General features: G+C 34.4%; 7 protein-coding genes. 4 read left to right on the forward strand and 3 right to left on the reverse strand.

Features of this window, described 5'->3' with window-relative positions:
- Positions 1–148: 148 nt before the first annotated feature.
- On the reverse strand, positions 149–1243 hold the full coding sequence (locus BD31_RS02085; RefSeq protein WP_008297810.1) for a hypothetical protein: 1095 nt from the start codon (positions 1241–1243) through the stop codon (positions 149–151).
- 389 nt (positions 1244–1632) lie between these two features.
- A complete protein-coding gene (locus BD31_RS02090; protein ID WP_048097358.1) occupies positions 1633–1896 on the reverse strand; it encodes a hypothetical protein in 264 nt (87 codons plus the stop codon).
- A 152-nt stretch (positions 1897–2048) separates the two neighbouring features.
- Between BD31_RS02090 and BD31_RS10970 the strand changes: the two genes are divergently transcribed.
- The 4 genes from BD31_RS10970 to BD31_RS02105 all read left to right on the forward strand — a co-directional run bounded on the left by BD31_RS10970 (position 2049) and on the right by BD31_RS02105 (position 3532).
- The gene (locus BD31_RS10970) at positions 2049–2180 is read left to right on the forward strand and encodes a hypothetical protein (protein WP_008297798.1); all 132 of its coding nucleotides are present in this window, start codon (positions 2049–2051) and stop codon (positions 2178–2180) included.
- 57 nt (positions 2181–2237) lie between these two features.
- On the forward strand, positions 2238–2657 hold the full coding sequence (locus tag BD31_RS02095) for a hypothetical protein (RefSeq protein WP_048097359.1): 420 nt from the start codon (positions 2238–2240) through the stop codon (positions 2655–2657).
- Between the two features lie 163 nt (positions 2658–2820).
- Entirely contained in the window at positions 2821–3273 is a 453-nt protein-coding gene (locus tag BD31_RS02100) for an inorganic diphosphatase (protein ID WP_008297816.1), read from the forward strand.
- Position 3274: 1 nt separating this feature from the next.
- A complete protein-coding gene (locus BD31_RS02105) occupies positions 3275–3532 on the forward strand; it encodes a UBP-type zinc finger domain-containing protein (RefSeq protein ID WP_008297803.1) in 258 nt (85 codons plus the stop codon).
- A gap of 21 nt (positions 3533–3553) precedes the next feature.
- Here the strand turns inward: BD31_RS02105 and BD31_RS02110 are convergent.
- Positions 3554–3745: universal stress protein (locus BD31_RS02110; protein WP_048097361.1), on the reverse strand; the 192-nt coding region annotated here is incomplete at its 5' end.

Here is a 3745-nt window from a genome sequence, read left to right on the forward strand (position 1 = left end):
AAGATGACAAAGATAGAAAAGATAAGGAAAAGAGTAACAATGGTAACGGCAATGGTAACGGCAATGGTAACGGCAATGGTAACGGCAATGGTAACGGCAATGGTAACGGCAATGGTAACGGATAGTCAACTAGGGAAATATGCCTAAACTATTGATTTTCTTTTAATTTTTCATATTTTGAATCAGAGATAATTTTAGAATTATGAAGAGACTCTAATTTTTCCAATACTTGAGTAGAATAATATTCTGAAATTTGTTCATCATAGTTTTCGACATATTTTGATACAGTGGAGGTTTCAACTAGTTTTGTCTCCATTACTTTTTCAACAGTTTGGGCAATATCCTCTACACTAGCTCCTCCACCAAATCTAAATTTTGAATTTTTAACTTTTTTGCCAACAAACACACCTACAATCACGATTGGGATAATTATCACAGATGCCAAAAGCCCGTAATTTTTTTCAAATTTTGCAGTTATAGTGAGAGGCCCATTGACTGTAACTTCAATAGTATTTCCTGAAATCTCACCATCATAACCATCTAGTTCAGATAGAGTATAAAGAATCAAACCATCATTAGACGAGGAGATTGTAATTGGAACAACTTCCCCGTCAGCATACCAACTACTCTCTTGTATTTCTCCATTTTCTGAAAGTACAGTCAATTTGAATTGTGTGGTAGATGAAAAATCAACAAGATGGAAATCATTCATCGTAATAGGTGGAGAGATGAAAAAATTTGTATTATCTTTTGGAATGTTCCATGACTCGTTTCTATCAAGAGACCAACCTGTAATCTCTTGGCGTACCTTGTTTTTTTCAATAGTTCTAGATTTTGGAACAGTGACTGAAACTTCAGAATTTGCATCAAACCAATTGTCACTAGTTGGAGAAGAAGGCATGAAAGAATAATCATCCGTGCCGATTACAGTTAATGGAAATTGAGTGGCAGTTGAAAAAATAACATTATGTGATGAATCAGTAGAGATATCAAGTGTGAATGTACCTCTAGCAGTCCTAGAAATTGGGATGGGATCTCCACCGTCAATTGAAAATGAAATTAGATTATAACGACTAGTGTCATCTCTAACCCAAGAATAGTCTTGGCTCAAAACATGTTTTTCATTTGTAGGTAATGATACGGTGTATGATGGTGCAGCATTATTTTCAAAACTTACAGATAGTTTTGATGAACCTGACATTTGAGCAACTACTAAATTATCAGGTAATGTAAAAAATATCATAAAAAGTAAAACAAATAATGATAAAAATAAAAATCCTTTAATCGTTATTCACCTACCAATTCTTCCAATCCAGAATATTTTGAGTCAAGCTTTGATTGGATTTGATTTAGATTTTTCGTATAATCATTATTTAGATCTTCATATTTTCCTCTAGGGATAAGTTCGCCATCAAAATCAGAGTTTATTTTTTCAGTGCCTTTTCATAACCAGATTTTTTTGCCAATAAAAGATAAAACTCATCAGACAAAGGCCAGGTAGATTTTGGTAATTCTACAACATTGCCAATGGGTTCGGAGCTCTCACCCCTAAAACTGTCAATCTCTTTTATCTTTTGGAATCTGTAAGAGGTCAAAATATATCGAACATCATTTGAGGCATATTTTAATTTCTCAACTAGGCCGCATTTTTAAAAGAGATTTTTCTAAAGTTAGTCGGACAAGATCCTGTTTAGACTTGTCACTTTCTCCAATTGCCACGTGGGCGATTTCGGAGAGTTTTACAGGACCCATCTTTTCAGCAGTCAACTCAGAGATAGCAAAAATTATTTTTTGAGTGAGCAGGTCTTTTGAGCTTTCTTCAAGGTACTTGAAGCAATTTGCCTTGAGGTTTTTTACTTTCATAATACGGGCAATTAGGTCTTCTTCACTGAGCAATTACAATCACCATTTTTCTTTCCAACTGACACAAAAGTGGATAGACATATTATTTTTGATTAAATCTTTACATTTTTTGGATAATTTTCCAACAAATTGGCAAAATTTAGAGGATGTGACTAGTTAAATGAGGTCAAACATACCAAATAACCATGAAAGCAAGATTCAATGGGAAATGTGTAGAATGTGGAGAAGCAATCAAAACAGGTAAAGAGATCCTTAAAAACTCAAAGGACCAGTGGGTTCACAAGGCATGCTCTGATATCGAAGAAGAATTACCATAGACATTGGAACAAATTAGTGATAAATTTTTTAAGTAACTTGAAAAGAATGGAACCATAATGAATAGAAATTCAAGCGTTTTGTTAATGGCCTCAATTATGACAGTATTTGGCATAATGATGATTCCAGGAATTTCTGCAGAATCAAGTCACATTACAGTTACACCAATTAATGAGAAAGTAAGTTTGGAGGAGACAGTCACTACAATGAATGTTCCAGAAGACAACAAGCTTCCATGGGGTACAGTAAGAGGAGGAGCAGATGATGTTGCTGAAAGATACCCAGTCATTATTCAATTTTACAAGGGAGAAGATCCAGTCCACTTTGCACAAGTGGATGTGAAAGGAGATGGCTCTTATGAATACAAATTCAGAGTAAGAAACGTGAATTTAGAAACAGGTGAAGCAATTAACATCTTTGAAGGTCAATATACCGTTAAAATCTACAAAGTAATTCCAAATACAGATGTCACAACATAATCAATAGGAAATCTAAATTATTCCAACACAATTCACAGAATTCATATACTTAGCATGCAACTCAAGTGCTAGAAAATGAGCAAGAATTTTTTGGCACGATATTGAATCTGGAAATGACATTCCAGAAATTATCAATGTCGTAGTAGAGATTCCAAAGGGATCCATGAACAAATACGAATATGACAAAAAACACAACATGATAAAATTAGACAGAGTGTTGTTTTCTCCATTTCATTATCCAGGAGATTATGGACTAGTTCCTCAAACATTATCGGATGATGGAGATCCACTTGACGCATTGGTTTTGGTAACAAATCCCACATATCCTGGAATTTTAATTGAAGCCAGACCAATAGGATTACTCCAAATGAAAGACGATGGGAAGCTAGATGACAAAATAATTTGTGTTGCAACAAATGATCCTCGATATTTGCACACAGCAGACATTACAAATATTGAAGATCACTACCGCTCAGAGATTGCGCATTTTTTCCAAGTGTATAAAGACTTGGAAGGTAAGAAGGTCGAAATTATCGGATGGAAGTCAGCAAAAGAGGCCAAAGTCGTAATCATAGAATCAATAAAGAGATACAAAGACACTCTGAAAAAATACTGATATGCCAAAAGAGTGTGAACATTTCTTACAGAAAAAAGAAGATGTTTCTCAAAACACTAAAAGCTGTGAAGAGTGTGAAAAAGAACACCTTCCAGTAGTAGCAATCAGAATGTGTTTAACATGTGGACATGTTGGTTGTTGTGATTCATCAATTGGAAAGCATGCAACAAAGCATTTTGAAGAGACAGGGCATCCAGTAATGAAGGCAATCCCAGAAGATATTTGGAAATGGTGCTATATTCACAAAGAATATTTTTGATTCTCAGAAAATAGTGGAAACTTATTTTATAATCATTACGGGTTTTTTGGATTTGTGAACAACAGTATATGATACGCTTCCAAGTAACATCTCACCAGCACGACTGTGTCCACGTGAACCTATCACAATCAGTCCAATGTCATTCTTTTTGTTTTCTGCAAAAGATACAATATCTCTTCCAGGATTTCCAAACAAAATATTTTTTTGTGAATT

Source organism: Candidatus Nitrosopumilus salarius BD31 (genome assembly GCF_000242875.2).
GTDB classification, from domain to species: Archaea; Thermoproteota; Nitrososphaeria; order Nitrososphaerales; family Nitrosopumilaceae; genus Nitrosopumilus; species Nitrosopumilus salarius.